General features: G+C 70.6%; 13 protein-coding genes. 4 read left to right on the top strand and 9 right to left on the bottom strand.

Annotated elements, in window-relative coordinates; genetic code table 11:
- Positions 1-102 precede the first annotated feature (102 nt).
- On the top strand, positions 103-1,269 hold the full coding sequence (locus tag ABEA42_RS08100; RefSeq protein ID WP_345502379.1) for an NAD(P)-dependent malic enzyme: 1,167 nt from the start codon (positions 103-105) through the stop codon (positions 1,267-1,269).
- Here the strand turns inward: ABEA42_RS08100 and ABEA42_RS08095 are convergent.
- From ABEA42_RS08095 to ABEA42_RS08080, 4 genes are all read right to left on the bottom strand, one after another.
- Positions 1,255-2,367, bottom strand: coding sequence for a glycosyltransferase (locus tag ABEA42_RS08095; protein WP_345502378.1), 1,113 nt, complete (start codon positions 2,365-2,367; stop codon positions 1,255-1,257). The genes ABEA42_RS08100 and ABEA42_RS08095 overlap by 15 nt on opposite strands.
- A gap of 46 nt (positions 2,368-2,413) precedes the next feature.
- The gene (locus ABEA42_RS08090) at positions 2,414-3,604 is read right to left on the bottom strand and encodes a hypothetical protein (RefSeq protein ID WP_345502377.1); all 1,191 of its coding nucleotides are present in this window, start codon (positions 3,602-3,604) and stop codon (positions 2,414-2,416) included.
- 64 nt (positions 3,605-3,668) lie between these two features.
- Positions 3,669-4,322, bottom strand: a complete 654-nt coding sequence (locus ABEA42_RS08085) for a class I SAM-dependent methyltransferase (protein WP_345502375.1) — start codon at positions 4,320-4,322, stop codon at positions 3,669-3,671.
- Complete coding sequence (locus ABEA42_RS08080; protein WP_345502374.1) at positions 4,319-5,560, bottom strand: glycosyltransferase family 4 protein; 1,242 nt, start codon at positions 5,558-5,560, stop codon at positions 4,319-4,321. Before ABEA42_RS08080 ends, ABEA42_RS08085 begins: the two co-directional genes overlap by 4 nt.
- 118 nt (positions 5,561-5,678) lie before the next feature.
- Between ABEA42_RS08080 and ABEA42_RS08075 the strand changes: the two genes are divergently transcribed.
- Entirely contained in the window at positions 5,679-6,842 is a 1,164-nt protein-coding gene (locus ABEA42_RS08075; RefSeq protein ID WP_345502623.1) for a DegT/DnrJ/EryC1/StrS family aminotransferase, read from the top strand.
- The gene (locus ABEA42_RS08070) at positions 6,839-7,459 is read left to right on the top strand and encodes a sugar transferase (RefSeq protein ID WP_345502373.1); all 621 of its coding nucleotides are present in this window, start codon (positions 6,839-6,841) and stop codon (positions 7,457-7,459) included. Before ABEA42_RS08075 ends, ABEA42_RS08070 begins: the two co-directional genes overlap by 4 nt.
- Position 7,460: 1 nt before the next feature.
- On the opposite strand, the gene ABEA42_RS08065 is transcribed toward ABEA42_RS08070, so the two are convergent.
- Both ABEA42_RS08065 and ABEA42_RS08060 read right to left on the bottom strand, forming a co-directional pair.
- Entirely contained in the window at positions 7,461-8,150 is a 690-nt protein-coding gene (locus ABEA42_RS08065; protein ID WP_345502372.1) for a class I SAM-dependent methyltransferase, read from the bottom strand.
- Positions 8,147-10,000, bottom strand: coding sequence for a nucleoside-diphosphate sugar epimerase/dehydratase (locus tag ABEA42_RS08060; protein ID WP_345502371.1), 1,854 nt, complete (start codon positions 9,998-10,000; stop codon positions 8,147-8,149). Before ABEA42_RS08060 ends, ABEA42_RS08065 begins: the two co-directional genes overlap by 4 nt.
- Positions 10,001-10,202: 202 nt before the next feature.
- Here ABEA42_RS08060 and ABEA42_RS08055 point away from each other — a divergent pair, with 202 nt between their 5' ends.
- On the top strand, positions 10,203-11,171 hold the full coding sequence (locus ABEA42_RS08055) for a zinc-binding dehydrogenase (protein WP_345502370.1): 969 nt from the start codon (positions 10,203-10,205) through the stop codon (positions 11,169-11,171).
- Between the two features lie 28 nt (positions 11,172-11,199).
- On the opposite strand, the gene ABEA42_RS08050 is transcribed toward ABEA42_RS08055, so the two are convergent.
- The 3 genes from ABEA42_RS08050 to ABEA42_RS08040 all read right to left on the bottom strand — a co-directional run bounded on the left by ABEA42_RS08050 (position 11,200) and on the right by ABEA42_RS08040 (position 16,013).
- The gene (locus tag ABEA42_RS08050; protein WP_345502369.1) at positions 11,200-11,850 is read right to left on the bottom strand and encodes a GDSL-type esterase/lipase family protein; all 651 of its coding nucleotides are present in this window, start codon (positions 11,848-11,850) and stop codon (positions 11,200-11,202) included.
- A 36-nt stretch (positions 11,851-11,886) separates the two neighbouring features.
- Positions 11,887-12,063, bottom strand: coding sequence for a DUF6104 family protein (locus ABEA42_RS08045; RefSeq protein WP_345502368.1), 177 nt, complete (start codon positions 12,061-12,063; stop codon positions 11,887-11,889).
- Positions 12,064-12,158: 95 nt separating this feature from the next.
- On the bottom strand, positions 12,159-16,013 hold the full coding sequence (locus tag ABEA42_RS08040; RefSeq protein ID WP_425572031.1) for a multifunctional oxoglutarate decarboxylase/oxoglutarate dehydrogenase thiamine pyrophosphate-binding subunit/dihydrolipoyllysine-residue succinyltransferase subunit: 3,855 nt from the start codon (positions 16,011-16,013) through the stop codon (positions 12,159-12,161).
- Positions 16,014-16,129: the final 116 nt, after the last annotated feature.

The following is a 16,129-nucleotide window of genomic DNA, read 5'->3' as shown; positions in this document are numbered from 1 at the left end:
ACTGTGCGTTTGATTGGCCACACCCCGGCCCGACTGACCGTCCGGCTGCGTTGGCTGTGCCCCACGCATCTCCTCCCTCTCTTCCCTGAGGTGACTTCCTCCATGTCTGCGAATGCAGCGACTCCCGCGTACCCGACCCACGACCCGTCCGACCCCGTCTTCCGCGCCCACGAGGGGGGCAAGCTCGGGGTGCACGCCACGTCGCCCCTGCGCGACCGTGCCGACCTCTCGCTCCTGTACACGCCGGGTGTGGCCGACGTCTGCCGCGCCATCGCCCTCGATCCGGCGCTGGCGGCTCGGTACACCTCTCGGCGCAACACCGTGGCCGTGGTGAGCGACGGCACGGCGGTCCTGGGGCTGGGCGACATCGGGCCGCTGGCGGCCATGCCCGTCATGGAGGGCAAGGCCGTGCTGTTCAAGCACTTCGGTGGCGTGGACGCCGTCCCGGTGTGCATGGACTCGGGCTCCGTCGAGGAGCTGGTCGACGCCATCGCCCGCATCGCCCCCACCTACGGCGGGATCAACCTCGAGGACATCTCGGCGCCGCGCTGCTTCGAGATCGAGCGACGCCTCCAGGAACGCCTCGACATCCCGGTCTTCCACGACGACCAGCACGGCACGGCGATCGTGGTGCTTGCCGGACTGCTCAACGCGGCTCGTGTCGTGGGCCGACCCCTGGCGTCCCTGCGAGTGGTCGTCGCCGGGGCCGGGGCGGCCGGGGTCGCAGTGACCAGGCTGCTCGCCCGCGCCGGTGTCGCCGACCTCGTGGTGTGCGACTCCCGCGGGATCATCGCGCCCTCCCGGGCGGACCTCGCCGACCACAAGCGGCGCCTCGCGGCGACCACGAACCCTCGCGGCCTCACCGGTGGGCTCGGGGACGCGCTCGTCGACGCCGACGTCTACATCGGGCTGTCCGGCGGCACCGTGCCCGAGGCAGAGATCGCCCGTATGGCACCGGACGCCATCATCTTCGCCCTGGCCAACCCCGACCCGGAGGTGCACCCGGACCTGGCGGCTCGGTATGCCGCGGTGGTGGCCACGGGGCGCTCGGACTTCCCGAACCAGATCAACAACGTGCTGGCGTTCCCCGGTATCTTCCGCGGCGTCCTCGACTCGGGAGCGCCCCAGGTGACCGAACAGATGAAGCTCGCCGCAGCCCGGGCCATCGCGTCGCTCGTGCCAGAGCCGACCGCGGGGGAGATCGTGCCCAGCGTCTTCGACGACCGCGTCTGCGACACCGTCGCCGCCGCGGTGTCAGCCCTCGCCTGAGGCGCGATGTCCCCTACCGGCAGCATCGATGGTGCTCTGGTAGGCGTCGACCATGGTGTCGAGGCAGCGCTGCCAGTCGTAGCGCGCCTCGACGGTCGCGCGTCCGGCGCTTCCCATGCGATCGCGCTCGCGCGGATCGTCAACCAACGACAACACCGCAAGGGCAAGCGCGCCGGGGTCGTCACGAGGCACGACATAGCCCGTGACGCCGTCCTCCACAACTTCGGAGAGCCCCGCGACGTCCGTGACCACCACTGGGAGTCCACAAGCGCTGGCCTCGACGACGGCCACACCGAAACTCTCGCTGTCCAGCCGGCTGGAGGCCACGAAGATGTCCAGACTACGGAGAATCTCGGGGACGTCCCGATGTGGCAGGGCCCCGCGGAACTCGACGACGCCTGAAAGGCCCAGTTGCTGGGCCAGCGCCTCGAGCTCCGCTCGCTCGGGTCCGTCGCCGACGACCAGGAGTCTGATGTCCCGTTGGTCATCAGCGGCTTCCACGACCTGCGCGAATGCCCGGATCAGGACATCAACCCCGTACTTGGGGTAAAGGGCCTTAACCATGCCGATGACGACCCCCTGGGAGGGGGCCTTGTGCTGGCTAGGCGCGAAACGTCCTGTCTCCACCCCGAAGGGAGTGACGAATGGTGCGGCTGCGCCCGGCAACAGACTCTGGGTGTGCCGGGCCATCACGTTGCTCGTGGACGCAAGCCGGGTGGCTGCGTTGAGGTTGAACCGTAGTAGGCGAGCCTTGAGTCGGGATCCGCGTGGGAAGTCGAAGACATCGCTGCCCCACACCGACAGCAAGGACGGGGTGTAGCCAGACAGTGCTGCGGTCGTGCCGTAGCCGCTCGCGTAGTGCACGTTGAGGATATCCGGGCGGTGCGCCCGCAACTGTCGGCGCAGTATCGGAGCGTTCAGGAAGTAGCCGTGCTGACCTCGGAAGGGCAGCACGAGCACGCGAGGTCCGTCGGGACCTGGCCAAGAGGTAGCCGGGTGCTGTGTCGCGACGACGACCTCATGGCCGCGCTCCACAAGGCCGTCTGCCCACTTCTGGGTGTGGATCGACGAAGCGGGTGCCAGAAGGACGATCTTCATGCGTCGTTCCTCCGAAAGTGAAGCGAGCCCACTTGGGCGGCCGTGGTCATGGGGCGACTCCGTCGAACAGAGGAGCGTTGGGGGACACCTTCGCGCGACGGGACTGGAGCTCAAGCACCACGAGGGTCAGCAGGGCCCACAAAGATGCCAGAGCCCAGACATCGACGACCTCCAGGGAGTTGCCCGGTCGAAGCAAGCCCAACGCAGCGGCTATCGAAGCCATGCGGACAACGTCTGCGACGGCCGGAGCCCACGGGCGACCTCTGGCGAGTTGGTCGGCCGCCAACAGGCGAACGGCGACCTCGAGACCCACGACTGCACAAACCACCCACAGGGAGTCACTGACCTGGGCGTACTCTCCCAGCTTCCCGTCGGCCCAAGAAGTGCCTGCGACCTTGAAGACCAACGCTGCCGCCAGGGGCGGAGCGGTGCCGATCACGAGGTAGGGCCAGCGGCGGTGGCCCGTGGACGCGACCCAGCGCTTGAGTAGCAGGGGTAGGAGGTAGTTCAGAGGGGTCAGAGCGACCTGTGCCAGGACCACCGTGGCCGTGAAGAGACCCAAGGCCCGCGGTTCGAGGGTGGCATCGACGTAGAGGGTGCACGCCAGCAGGCTCCCGGTGACCGCCATGGCGCTGACCCACGTCGCGATTCCATAAGAGGCAAGACGTCGGGCGTCCACCTCCTGCTCCACCTGTGTGTCTGCACGCCTCCACAGGCGCGCGCCGGCTGCCGCCGCCACGACACCGAAGGCGACTGCGTAGCCGCTGGCTGCCACGGCAGTGTTCATCCCCAGAGTAGAAGTCGATGCGACCACCCAGACGAGAACCAATGCCTGCGGGCCAGCAGTGACGATGTTGAAGGATCGTGCCGTAGAGACGCCTAGGAGGATGGTTCGTAGATTGCCTTGCCAGACCATCGCAAACACGGCGGCTGCAACGGCCGCCACTGCGAGGCCCTCTCCGCGCACAAGTCCGTAGACCACGGCACCCAGCGCACCCAGAACGGCTGCCGCGGAGGAGATCCTCAGGGCCCGCGAGACGGAGAGCCTCTGCGTCTGGGCGTAGTACATCAGCGCTTGGGGAAGACCGAGTGACGCGACGCTCGCCAAGAACTCGAGTTCGGTTTTCGTACGGCTGAAGACTCCCTGTGGGACCGGGCCCTGCGTACGCCCGAGCCACGCCACGGTGGCAAACGCGAGAAGTGCTCCTGACCCTTGGATCAGCAGTGTCCAGAACACCTGACGCGCAAATGCCTGCCGCGTCCTGAGAGCGTGAACGATCATGACCGCTGTCGGCGATCTGTCAGGTCCGTCCGTAGAGGTACAACGACGCCATCATGTCGACCTCTGCGGGCGGGGCCACCTGCTGTAGCAGCTCCCAGCTTGGCTGGTTCTTCGCGACCCAAGCAGTGAACTGGCGGTGTTTCTCCGTCGGACCAGCTTCGGTCCCAGTGGTGTCGTTGCTGCAGATGACCACGTACCGCTCTGCGCTCGCAAACAGGCGGTTCATGTAGTCCTCGAACACCCAGTCCTCAGTGAGATGGAAGATCACCTCCATGGACAGTGCCATGTCGCCGACGAGCCACCGAGCGGGGTCGGAAAGGGTTGCGGGGTCGAAAGCCATGAAGCTCTTGGTCGCGTCATCGCTAAAGCGCTCCAAGCACATGCGAATGGCGGTAGGAGAGCGGTCAAGGCCCAGATAGCGCTCGTATTGAGCCAGACCCAGCTGGTTGCCGTCGCCGCAGCCCCAGTCGACAACGCTCGATATGCGGTGCTCGGCGACCCATCCGTTGACCACGTCGGCCTTCCACTGGGCCTTCGCTCCGTATGACCCGGCGCCCGAGTTGCCGCCCTTGGCATACCTGCGGTCCCAGTACCTTTCACTTCCACGGAACAACGTCCTGCGGACTGCCAGGGACGGGCGGGTGGTCGCGAGCCTGATGAGGGCGCTCTTCATGGGTTCCCGGCTCTCTCTGAGGTGATTCCGTGGGGGGAGCTCGACTGCGTGTGGTGCCCGTACTCCGGCCCACGGCAGGACTCGACGAGCACCGACTCGAGCAGTGTGGCGGAAGCAGTGCGTGAGAAGCGGTCGGTGACGAGGGTGCGCCCGGCGGTGGCCCACAGCGCCCGCTGATGGTCGCTTGCCTCGTGCACTGCCGAGAGGCAGCCGGTCAGGTCGTCGGGGCCGCCGAGACGACCGCACTCCCCGTCTGTCATGACGTCACGCAGCCCGGTCGCGCAGTTGCTCACGACCGGAAGACCGGCGGCCAGGTAGTCGAACACCTTGTTGGGGCTGAGGCCCGCCTGGAGCAGCTGCCACGGGGCAAGCACGTGGATGCCCACGTCACACGCGGCGAGGACCTCGCGGAGCTCGTCCTTGGGTACGGGGTCTCGGAACTCGACGTTGGTGACCGCCTCGCGGGCTGCCCGCTCCATCAATCGTGCCTTCTCCGACCCCGCCCCGAGGAGGAGCACGCGCACCTCGGGGAGTCCCTTCGCCGCGTCGAGCACCTGGTCGAGCCCGTTGGCGGGACCGTGGGCGCCGGCGTAGACCGCGGTGAAGCCGGTGATGCCGTGACGCGTCCTCGCGGCAGCACGGTCGACCGGCCTGTCATCGACGTCGGTGCCGTTCGGGATGACGACCACCTTGGCGAGGTCGATCCCGAGCCGGGCGAAGTGGTCCTCCCAGCCGGGGGTGACGACCACGATGCTGCGGGCGCGGCGGTAGAGGAACGTCTCGAGCCCGACCAGCAGGCGGTGCAACCGGCTCCCGCGGTGCAGCAGGCCCGCCTCGACGATCGACTCCGGCCAGAGGTCGCGCACCTCGACCACCAGCGGTTTGCGACGGGCTGCGGCCACCACCCAGGCGGCGAGGGGGGCCAGCAGGTGGGGGCTGGATCCGTAGACCGCGTCCACTCCTCGCATCCTGAGGCCGATCGCGGTGGCCCTGGCGGCGAAGAGGACCCACCCGGCGACACGCCGTACGGACGATCCCGCGTAGGCCGGCACGGGGACGAGCGTGAACAGCGGGTCGGTCGTGGTGAAGGTGCCCTGCCCGTAGTGGTCACGGTTCGCGGCGACGATGCGGGCGTCCCAACCCGTCAGGCGGGAGAACAGCTCTGCGTTGCGGGTGAGTCCCCACTGCGTGCGAGGCATGGCGAACTGGTTGAACACCAGCACCTTCCTGCGCGACAACGCGAACTTCCCCTCTGGTGGTCGACGGCGGTCCTCCGGGGCCCACTCGCAGCAGGCGGGGGCGTGTCATGATAACCGCGGCATTCCGCCCCACGGCCGCACATGACGGAGGTCCGGCATTTCTCCCGACGCGTTCCTGCCCTTCGCCCTCCCCGACATCGGCGAGGAGGAGATCGAGGCTGCCGCGGAGGCGATGCGCTCCGGGTGGCTGACCACCGGGCCGCGGGCTGCGGCGTTCGAGCGGGAGTTCGCGGAGTTCGTCGGCGGCGCCGACGGCGAGGTCGAGGCCGTGGCGGTCAACTCGGCGACCGCCGGCCTGCACCTCGCCCTGGAGGCCGCGGGCGTCGGACCGGGCGACGAGGTGGTCGTCCCGACGTGGACGTTCACCGCCACCGCGGAGGTCGTCCGCTACCTGGGCGCCACCCCCGTCGTGGTGGACGTGGACCGGGCCACCCTCAACCTCACGGCGTCCGGGCTGGAGGCCGCGATCACCGACCGGACGGCTGCCGTCATACCGGTGCACTTCGCCGGGCTGCCCGTCGAGCCCGCCGTGCGTAGGCTCGCCCACGAGCGCGGTCTGCGGGTCGTGGAGGACGCCGCGCACTCGTTCCCTGCCCACGACGGCCGCACCGCGGTCGGGGCGGGGGACAGCCTGGCCACCGTCTTCAGCTTCTACGCCACCAAGACCATCACCACCGGCGAGGGCGGCATGGTGGTCACGCGCGACCCCGACGTGGCCAAGCGGGTGCGCACCATGCGCCTGCACGGCATCAGCCGCGACGTCTTCGACCGCTACCGCAGCACCGCCCCCTCGTGGCACTACGACGTCGTGGCGCCGGGCTACAAGTACAACCTCACCGACCCCGCCGCCGCGATGGGCCGGGTCCAGCTGCGTCGCGCCGACGCCATGCGCAAGCGCCGCGAGCAGATCGCGACCCGCTACACCGAGGCCCTCGCCGGACTTCCCCTCGACCTGCCGCCCGTGGGGGAGGACGGGACGCAGCACGCCTGGCACCTCTACGTCGTGCGGCTGCGTGACGACGCCCCGGTCGACCGCACCGCCTTCATCGAGCAGATGGCCTCGCGCGGCGTGGGGTGCAGCGTCCACTTCATCCCGCTGCACCTGCAGCCCTACTGGCGCGACAGCCTCGAGCTGCGACCCGAGCAGCTGCCGGTGGCGACCGCCGAGTTCGAGCGCGTGGTGAGCCTGCCCGCCTTCTCCTCGATGACCGACGCGCAGGTCGAACGCGTCGTCGAGACCGTGGCCACCGTCCTGCGATGATGTCCACGCCCGCGGCGCCGCCCGACCGGGCCAAGCGCCTCCTCGACCTCGCGGTCGCGGTCCCTGCCCTGGTCGTGCTCTCTCCCGTCCTGCTCGCCATCGCCGTCGCGGTGCGGGTGGACAGCCGCGGCCCCGCGTTGTTCCGCCAGGAGCGCGTCGGCCTCGGCGGTGAGGTGTTCCGGCTCCACAAGTTCCGCTCGATGCGCGCCAGCCACGACGGAGCGCTCGTCAGCCCCACCGGCGACAGCCGGGTCACCCGAGTGGGCCAGTTCCTGCGCCGCACCAAGCTCGACGAGCTGCCGCAGCTCATCGACGTCGCGACCGGCCACATGAGCCTGGTCGGCCCGCGGCCGGAGGTGCCGAGGTATGCAGCGCTCTGGGACCCGGAGCAGGCGCGGGTCATCCTGTCCGTGCGGCCGGGCATCACCGACCCGGTCAGCATCGCCTTCCGCCACGAGTCGGACCTGCTCGCCGCCGCCGAGGACCCCGAGGCGCACTACCGCGACGTGCTCCTGCCCCAGAAGGCGGCCATGTACGTCGACTACGTCGAGCACCGCACGCTGCCGGGCGACCTGCGCATCCTGCTGCAGACCGTCGCCGCCGTGGTCCGCGACTGACTCAGCCGGGCTTGCGGACGGTCACGACCGCGTGGGTCCGCAGCCAGGGCACGGCCTCGAGCGCCGAGTACACCGGGCCGACCGACGCCACGCGCCTGGCGACCGGCGGGGCGAGGGTGACGCGGCGCGCGCCTAGCCGCCCGTGCGGGAACAGCTCCTGCAGCCTGCTGACCGGGACGCCGCGCACGTCGGGGTTGCGCGGGTTGCCGACGGTGAAGTCGTAGGACAGGACCGCTCCGCCGGGGCGGGTCAGGCGCCACATGGCTTCCGCCACGCCACGCTGGACCTCGTCGTCCAGGATCGAGGAGAGGACGGTGGACTGCAGCACGACGTCGAACGGCTCGAGCTCGAGCGAGCGGGCGTCGCCCGGCACGAGCACGACCTCAGCGGGCAGGACCCGGCGAGCCAGGGCCAGGCGGTCGGGCAGCAGCTCGTTGCCCACGAGGCGGCTCGGGTCGACGCCCCAGCGCAGGAAGCGCAAGAGGTTCGCACCCTCGCCGCAACCCACCTCCAGCACGCGCATCCGTGGGAAGTCGGTCAGGGCCGCCGCAGCCAGCGCCCCCAGCACAGCACGGTCGGCCGAGGTCGAGCCGCGTCGTACGTCGGCGCTCGCGAAGGAGTAACGGTCCGCGGGGATGGCCGCGCGGCGCGCGTACCGAGCCTCGATCGCCTCGAGCTCGGGGTCGGTCATGCCCCGCCCAGCAGCGCCTCGGCCGCCTCGACGACGCCGGACCGGCCGAGCGCGGAGGAGGAGGCTGCACGCATCCAGGCGCGCACCGCCTCGTCGGAGACGGGCATGCTGGTCGAGACGTCCGCGGCCGGCAGCGCCGGGACCTGCACGCGGGCCACGAGCGGGTGGTCGGTGGGGACGGGCGCCTCGTCGGTCGAGAACAGCTCCTCGGCGAGCTTCTCGCCGGGACGCAGGCCGGTGAACACGACGTCGACGTCGCGGCGTCCGGACATCTGCAGCAGCGTGTGGGCCACGTCGACGATCTTCACCTGCTCACCCATGTCGAGGACCATCACGTCGCCGTCGGCGCCGAGGGAGGCGGCCTGCAGGACGAGCTGGCACGCCTCGGGGATGAGCATGAAGTAGCGCTCGACGTCGGGGTGGGTGACCGTGATCGGGCCGCCGCGCTCGATCTGCGCGGTGAACGCGTGGACGACCGAGCCGCGCGAGCCCAGGACGTTGCCGAACCGCACCGAGACGTAGCGGCCCGGGAAGGAGCGGGCGAAGTCGGCGGTGAGCCGCTCGGCGACGCGCTTGCTGTGGCCGAGCACGCACGTCGGGTTCGCGGCCTTGTCCGTGGAGATGTTGACGAACGTGCCGACACCCTCGGCAGCGGCAGCGGTCAGGACGTTGACCGTGCCGACGACGTTGCTCTTCCAGGCCTCCATCGGGTTGGCCTCGAGCAGGGGCAGGTGCTTGAGCGCCGCAGCGTGGAAGACGATGTCGGGCTTCGTGGCGGCGAACACCTCGGCCATGCGGGCGGTGTCGCGGATGTCGGCGAGCACGACCGCGTCGTCGTCGAGCAGGCCGTGGCCGACGAGGCTCAGCTGGGTCGCCTGCAGGCCGGACTCGTCGCGGTCGAGCAGGTAGAGCTTGGCGGGCCCGAAGCGGGCGATCTGGCGGCACAGCTCGGAGCCGATCGAGCCACCGGCACCCGTGACGAGCACGGAGCGGCCGTTGATCTGCTCGGCGATCACGACGTTGTCGAGCTCGACGGGGCGGCGCCCGAGCAGGTCGGCGACGTCGACGTCGCGAAGGTCCCTGGCGGTGGGTCGTCCGCCGATGATGTCGCCGAGCGGCGGCAGCGTGAGGATCTTCAGGCCTGCGGTCGTGCCGAGGTCGGTGAGCTCGCGGATGGTGCTCGCGTGGGCGCGGGGGAGGGCGATGATCAGGGTCGTCGCGCCGAGGCGGTCAGCCACGTCCTGCAGGTCGGCGCGGGTGCCGCGGACGCGGATGCCCTCGATGCGCAGGCGCCCCTTGCTGCGGTCGTCGTCGAGGATCGCGACGGGGTGGTAGCCGCCCTCGCCGTCGCGCCGCAGGCTGCGGGTGAGTCGGCGCCCGGCCTCGCCGGCACCGAACACGATGGCGCGGTCGACCTCGGGCTCGGTCTTGCGGTCGCGCAGGCGCCAGGTGCGGACCAGGAAGCGGCTCGCGAACATGCCCACGAGCCCGAACGTCGCGCCGATGAACGGGACGCTCCTCGGCACGGTCGCCTGCCACCGGAAGCCCAGCACCACGGCCACGAGCACGGTCCCGGTGACGGCGACTGCCTTGGCGATGTCGGCGATCTCCTCGAACGACCCGCGCTCGTGCCCCACGGCGTACGGGCCGATCAGGATGCCCACGAGCAGGTGGGTCGCGACGGCGACAGCCGACAGGATGGCCAGGTTGGTCACGAAGACGGGCCCGGGGTGGAAGTCGAAGCGCATCCACGAGCCGATGTAGAGCGCCGCCACGAGCACCACGGCGTCGACCACGGCCCAGAGCCAGCGGTGCAGGCGCAGGCGGCGCTGCTCCCGTGCGGTCGGCACCGGCGCCCCACCTCCCCTGTCGCTCCCGAGTCCTCAAACGGCTCCGCGAGTGTATGAAGCGGGTGTCCGGCTTGGGCACCCCCGAAGGGAGGATTTGCCCGGTAAAGGGCCGAACGGATGAGGCGCGCCCACCACTCGGCCCAGGCCGCCGCGGCGGCGCTCGGACGGGCCCGTCCGCGGGCCTCGGGCTAGGGTCGAGGGCATGCTCGCCGCCTACGCCTCCAGCCAGTCCGCCGACGACCCGCTCTCCGGCCTCGAGGTGGGCGAGCGCCCCGACCCCGAACCGCGCGAGGGCTGGACCACGGTCTCCCTCAAGGCCTCCGGCCTCAACCACCACGACGTGTGGTCGCTGCGCGGGGTGGGCCTGCCGGCAGACCGGCTGCCGATGGTCCTCGGCTGCGACGGCGCCGGGGTCGACCCCGACGGCAACGAGGTGATCGTCCACGCCGTCATCCCCAGCGACGGCTGGCGCGGTGACGAGACGCTGGACCCCCGGCGCACCCTGCTGTCCGAGCTGCACGACGGCACCCTGGCCCAGCAGGTCCGGGTCCCCAACGGCAACCTCGTCCCCAAGCCCGAGGGCCTGTCGTGGGAGCACGCGGCCTGCCTGTCCACCGCGTGGCTCACCGCCTACCGGATGCTGTTCACCAATGCGGCCCTCACGCCGGGCGCCACCGTGCTCGTGCAGGGCGCGGGCGGAGGAGTGGCCACCGCCCTGGTGCAGCTCGGCAACGCCGCCGGGTACCGCATGTGGGTCACCTCGCGCGACGAGGAGAAGGGCCGCCGCGCCGTCGAGATCGGGGCGGACCGCGCCTTCGGTAGCGGCGAGCGCCTGCCCGCGCGGGTCGACGCCGTCATGGAGACCGTCGGCGCCGCCACCTGGTCGCACTCGGTCAACTCGCTCAACCCCGGCGGCACCATCGTCATCTCCGGGGCCACCTCGGGCGACGCCCCGGCCAAGGCCGAGCTGACCAAGATCTTCTTCAAGCAGCTGCGCGTGGTGGGCTCCACCATGGGCACGCGGGGCGAGCTCGAGCGGCTGGCCCAGTTCGTCGCCCACCGCGGGATCGAGCCGGTGGTCGACACCGTCCTGCCCCTGGAGCAGGCGCGTGACGGGTTCGCCAAGATGGCGTCCGGCGACGTCTTCGGGAAGATCGTCTTCACCGTCTGAGCGGGCGGCGTGGCGCCGCCGACGGCCCTCAGCTGGGCGAGATCTGCAGCCAGTCGTACCAGCCGTTGTGCAGCACCAGCCACGCGATGAGGCCGTACCCCGCCTGGCCGGGGTGGTGGGCCACCCGGCTCGCGGCGAGGTCGGTGCGCCACTGCTCGTGACCGAGCAGGGGCCGGTAGCAGTCGACGAACGGCACCTCGCGCCGGGAGCAGACGTCGGCCTGCGCCTCCACGAGGACGTCCAGCTTGGTGTTGAGCTCGTCGTCGTCGGTGGGGGGAGGGCTGACCACGAACGTGCCGATGCCGGCGCTCGCGGCGTCGTCGAGGATGTTCGCGAGGTTGAGCCGGTGGCGGGCCAGGGTGACACCGGACGCGGCGTCGTTGGTCCCAACCGAGATGACCAGCCGCTTCTCCGAGCGGCCGCGCCAGCGCGGCGCGCACTCGTTCTTCCAGCGCCCCAGGACGTCGGCTGAGGTGTCGCCGCGGACCCCGAGGTTGTACGGCGTGAGCTCGAGGTCGGGGTGGTGGGTGCGCCCCACGACCCGGGAGACCCAGCCCTGGCCCTTGGGGTCGCCGACCCCGGCCACCATCGACGCGCCGAGGAAGACCATCGCGACGTCGCGGGGGCCGTCGGAGGCGACCTGGAACTCGGCACTCGGGGTGAAGGTGGGCTCGCTCACGCGCTGGTCCTCATCGTCGTCATCTGGTCGTCTCGTTCACTCGTCATCGTCGTCGAGCCGGGCCAGCCAGGTGGCCAGTCGCTCGACGGGGGTCTCGAACTCGGGGTTGAGGTCGACGAACGTCCGCAGCTGCTCGGCCAGCCACTCGAAGGAGACCTCTTCCTCGCCCCGTCGTGAGGCGAGCTCCTCGATTCCACGATCGGTGAAGTACACGCTGCAACCCTAACCGGGTCGTCCCGCAGCACGGACGAGGCCACGCGGCGCGCAGCCGCGTGGCCTCGTCAGGTGCCCCTCCCGGGGGCGGTGGGTCAGCGCGCCAGGGCGGCCGTGATCAGCTCGTTCTGCTGCTCGGCGTGACGCTTGCTCGAACCCGTGGCCGGCGAGGCAGAGGCCTTGCGCGACACCACCCGCAGGGCACGGGTCTCGCCGAGGTCGGCGAGGGCCTGCGGCAGGTTGAGCGCCATGAACGGCCACGCGCCCTGGTTGCGCGGCTCGTCCTGCACCCAGACCACGTCGGCGTTCGGGTACTTCGCGAGCTCGGCGGCGATCTCCTTGGCCGGCAGGGGAGCGAGCTGCTCCACCCGGACGATCGCGGTGGCGGAGTCGCCGGCCTTGTCGCGGGCGGCCTCGAGGTCGTAGACGACCTTGCCGCTGGCGAGCAGCACGCGGGTCACCGCTGCGGCATCGAGCTCCTTGCGCTCCGGCAGGACCGGGCGGAACGTGCCGGTGGTGAAGTCCTCCGGCATGCTGCTCGCCGCCTTGAGCCGCAGCATCGACTTCGGGGTGAAGACGATGAGCGGGCGGCGGGGGCGGGCGTAGGCCTGGCGGCGCAGCAGGTGGAAGTAGGAGGCCGGCGTCGACGGGTAGGCGACCGTCATGTTGTCCTCGGCGCACATCTGCAGGAAGCGCTCGATACGGGCGGAGGAGTGGTCCGGTCCCTGGCCCTCGTAGCCGTGGGGGAGCAGCAGCACGACGGACGAGCGCTGGCCCCACTTCTGCTCGGAGGAGGAGATGAACTCGTCGACCACGGTCTGCGCGCCGTTGAAGAAGTCGCCGAACTGCGCCTCCCACAGCACGAGCGCGTCGGGGCGCTCCACGGAGTAGCCGTACTCGAAGCCCATGGCCGCGAACTCCGACAGCAGTGAGTCGTAGACCCAGAACCGGGCCTGGCCGTCACCGAGGTAGAGCAGTGGGGTCCACTCCTCGGCGGTGTGCTTGTCGATGAGCACCGCGTGACGCTGGACGAACGTGCCCCGGCGGCTGTCCTGGCCGGCGAGGCGCACCGGGGTGCCCTCCATGAGCAGGGACCCGAACGCCGCGAGCTCGCCGGTGGCCCAGTCGATGCCGCCGTCACGGGTCGACGCCGCGCGCTTCTCCATGGCCTGCGCCAGCTTCGGGTGGACCGTGAAGCCGGGCGGCGGGTTCACGAACGCGTCGCCGATGTGCTGGAGCACGTCCGCGGTGATGGCCGTCTGGTCTGCGGACCGTGGGCTGGTGTCCTTGGCCTGCGCCGACGGCGGCTCCAGACCGGAGTGGCCCTCGGCGTCGGTGCCCGCCAGGGTCGGGTTGGTGGCCTCCTCGGACGCCTCCTTCAGGGCCGCCTTGGTCTCGACGAAGACGCGCTCGAGCTGCTGCTGGTAGTCGCGCAGCGCCGCCTCGGCCTCCTCCTGCCCGATGTCGCCGCGGCCGATGAGGGCCTCGGTGTAGAGCTTGCGGACCGAGCGCTTGGCCTCGATGAGGTTGTACATGAGCGGCTGGGTCATCGACGGGTCGTCGCCCTCGTTGTGGCCACGGCGGCGGTAGCACACCATGTCGATGACGACGTCCTTGTTGAACTCCTGCCGGAACTCGTAGGCGAGCTCGGCGACCCGGACGCAGGCCTCGGGGTCGTCGCCGTTCACGTGGAAGATCGGCGCCTGGATCATGCGGGCCACGTCGGTCGAGTAGGTCGACGAGCGCGAGGCGCTGGGCGACGTGGTGAAGCCGACCTGGTTGTTGATGACGACGTGGATCGTGCCGCCGGTGCGGTAGCCGCGCAGCTGGGACAGGTTGAGCGTCTCCGCCACGACGCCCTGGCCGGCGAACGCCGCGTCGCCGTGCATGAGCAGCGGCAGGACGGTGAAGTCCTCACCGGCGAGGTCGAGGCGGTCCTGCTTGGCCCGGGTGATGCCCTCGAGCACCGGGTTGACTGCCTCGAGGTGGGAGGGGTTGGCCGCGAGGTAGACCTTGGTCTTGCTGCCGTCCTCGGCGACGAACTCGCCCTCGGTGCCCAGGTGGTACTTCACGTCGCCGGAGCCCTGCACGGACTTGGGGTCCTGCTTGCCCTCGAACTCGCGGAAGATCTGCCCGTAGGACTTGCCCGCGATGTTGGCGAGCACGTTGAGGCGGCCGCGGTGCGGCATACCGATGCACACCTCGTCCATGGAGTCGGCGGCGGCGCGGCACAGGATGCGGTCGAGCAGCGCGATCACCGACTCGCCACCTTCGAGGCTGAACCGCTTCTGGCCGACGAACTTGGTCTGCAGGAACGTCTCGAACGCCTCGGCGGCGTTGAGGCGGCGCAGGATGCGCAGCTGCTCGTCGGGACCGGGCTTGGCGTAGCCGACCTCGATCTTGGCCTGCAGCCAGCGGCGCTGCTCGGGGTCCTGGATGTGCATGTACTCGGTGCCGATGGTGCGGCAGTACGAGTCACGCAGGATCCCGAGGATCTTGCGCAGGCGCAGCATCGGCGCCCCGCCGAACCCACCGGTCGCGAAGTCGCGCTCGAGGTCCCACAGGGTCAGGCCGTGGCTGGTGACGTCGAGGTCGGGGTGGCGGCGCTGGCGGTACTCCAGCGGGTCGGTGTCGGCCATGAGGTGGCCGCGCACGCGGTAGGCGTGGATGAGCTCCTGTACGCGCGCCGTCTTGTTGACGTCGTCGTCGTGGTGGGCGGAGATGTCCTGGACCCAGCGGACCGGCTCGTAGGGCAGGCGCAGCGACTCGAAGATCTCGTCGTAGAAGCCGTTCTCGCCGAGCAGCAGCTGGTGGACGATCCGCAGGAAGTCGCCGGACTGGGCGCCCTGGATGATGCGGTGGTCGTAGGTGCTGGTCAGCGTGAGGATCTTGGAGACGGCGTTGCGGTTGAGCGTCTCCTGGCTCGCGCCCTGCCACTCGGCGGGGTACTCGAGCGCGCCGACGCCGATGATCGCGCCCTGGCCGGCCATGAGGCGGGGGACCGAGTGGACGGTGCCGATGGTGCCGGGGTTGGTCAGCGTGAGGGTGGTGCCCTGGAAGTCCTCGACGGTCAGCTTGCCGCCGCGGGCCTTCTTGACGACGTCCTCGTAGGCGGTCCAGAAGTGCGCGAAGTCCATGGCCTCGGCGGACTTGATGGACGGGACGAGCAGCTGCCTGGTGCCGTCGGGCTTGGCCAGGTCGATGGCGAGGCCGAGGTTGACGTGGCCCGGCACGACCAGCGCCGGCTTGCCCTTCTCGTCGGTGGTGTAGCCGTTGTTCATCTCCGGCATGTGGCCCAGGGCCTTGACCAGGGCGTAGCCGATGAGGTGGGTGAACGACACCTTGCCGCCGCGCGAGCGGGCCAGGTGGTTGTTGATGACGACGCGGTTGTCGATGAGCAGCTTGGCCGGGACCGCGCGGACGCTGGTCGCGGTGGGCACCGACAGCGACGACTCCATGTTGGTCACGGTGCGGGCGCTCGCGCCGCGCAGGGGCCTGACCTCGTCCTGGTTGACCGGGCCGGTCGCCTTGGGGGCCTCGGGGTCGCGGGGCTTGGGCTGCTCCTTGGCGGCCGCGGCCTCCTTGTCCTCCGGCTTGTCGGCGACGGCGGTGTCCGTCTTCGCGTCGGACCGGTCGGTGGTCGTGGCCTGCGCCTTGCCGGAGTCGGTGGCGGACGACGCCTTGGCGGTGGTGGCCGACGCCGGTGCGCCGGCCTGGGCTGTTGGCCCGGCCGCCGGGGCGCTCGCGGCCTGCTGGGTGGGGGCCGGCTTCGCCTCGGCCGGTGCGGCCGCGGCCGGGGCGCCACCGTTGGCCCCGGACCCGTTGCCGCCGCCCTCCGGCTGGTAGTCCTCGAAGAACGACCACCACGCCTTGTCGACGGAGTTCTTGTCGTTCTTGTACTGCTCATAGAGCTCGTCCACGAGCCACTCGTTCGGCCCGAAGGCCGCCATGGGGTCGCTGGTCGGGGACTGGTCGGGCACGGCGGATACGCCTCTTTCGTAGCGTCGACAATGACGGGCAATGGGTACACCCAGCCTAGCCCCGTCGGCCTGCGTGGCGTCATCCG

This window comes from Pedococcus ginsenosidimutans (genome assembly GCF_039544395.1).
Lineage (GTDB): Bacteria > Actinomycetota > Actinomycetes > Actinomycetales > Dermatophilaceae > Pedococcus > Pedococcus ginsenosidimutans.
The sequence above is the reverse complement of the archived record's forward strand: the minus strand, read 5'-3'. Positions and strand labels throughout refer to the sequence as shown.